The sequence below is a fragment of the Mucilaginibacter sp. Bleaf8 genome, from assembly GCF_018390515.1.
GTDB lineage: Bacteria > Bacteroidota > Bacteroidia > Sphingobacteriales > Sphingobacteriaceae > Mucilaginibacter.
Genome location: NZ_JAHBBK010000016.1, coordinates 1 through 1037 on the forward strand (window position 1 = coordinate 1; position 1037 = coordinate 1037).

A 1037-nucleotide genomic window follows, 5' to 3' on the forward strand; every position below is an offset into this window, starting at 1 on the left:
GATCCAAAATCAGCCGAAATAATACGACCCATTTTACGCGGCAGAGACATAAATAAGTACGGATACACTTTCTCAAATTTATGGCTTATAAATACACATAACGGTGTCAAAGAGAAAGGTGTAAAGCCCATAAACATAATAGATTACCCGGCTATTAAAGCGCATTTAGACGAATTTTACTCGCGTCTTGAAAAAAGATTGGATAAAGGTATAACTCCCTACAATTTAAGAAACTGTGCATATATGGACGATTTTAATAGGCAGAAAATCGTGTGGGGTGAGATATCTGATAAGTCGAATTTTGCGCTTGATAATTATGATAACTATTATGTCAATAATAAGTGTTACTTAATGACGGGAGATCAACTTGAATACTTAGTCTGCTTCTTAAATTCCCGTTTGTCTGAATATCTTTTTTCCAAAATAGGAACTACAACAGGGGTGGGAACAGCTCAATGGTCGAAGTTTACTATTGAGCAGCTTTATGTTCCGATTGTCACAGAACATCAGCACGAGGAGTTTGCATCCTTATTATCAAAGTTAAATGAAAATGCAGGTGTTGAAAATATTATAAATCAACGCATTTATGAAATCTGCAACCTATCAGTTGAAGAAGTGGAATTTATTGATAATCAATAAATTGTATTTCCTCTGAGGTCAAGTCAAACTCTTCATAAATCATTTCATCAATAGTCTTAAGCAAAGCAGAACAATCTGTTTTTGTTTGTATAGAATTAATTACTTGTAAAATAATGGACTCATACACCTCAAGACTGTATTTTGGATGTTTAGGAACATACAATTGTTCAATGGTAAACTTCTTCCACCGAACGGTGCCGACTCCGGTTGTCGTACCAATTTTTGAGAATAAATACTGAGAAAACTTTGAATTAAGAAAGCCGAGCAAATAAATCAATGAATCGCCTGTCAAAATGAACGCCGTAGCCTCTACCACAAACTCGCCGTTCAAATCGATACAAAATTTGGTTCGATCAGATATCTCACCCCACACGATTTTCTGCCTATTAAAATCGTCC

General features: G+C 35.3%; 2 protein-coding genes. One reads left to right on the forward strand and one right to left on the reverse strand.

The annotated features are described in order from the left end of the window. A partial coding sequence (locus KHS38_RS22165) for a TaqI-like C-terminal specificity domain-containing protein (protein WP_213491139.1) occupies nucleotides 1-639 on the forward strand: 639 nt, incomplete at its 5' end. Here KHS38_RS22165 and KHS38_RS22170 read toward each other — a convergent pair. Next, nucleotides 623-1037, reverse strand: a 415-nt coding sequence (locus KHS38_RS22170) for a TaqI-like C-terminal specificity domain-containing protein (RefSeq protein WP_213491143.1), incomplete at its 5' end; no start/stop codon positions are given. The genes KHS38_RS22165 and KHS38_RS22170 overlap by 17 nt on opposite strands.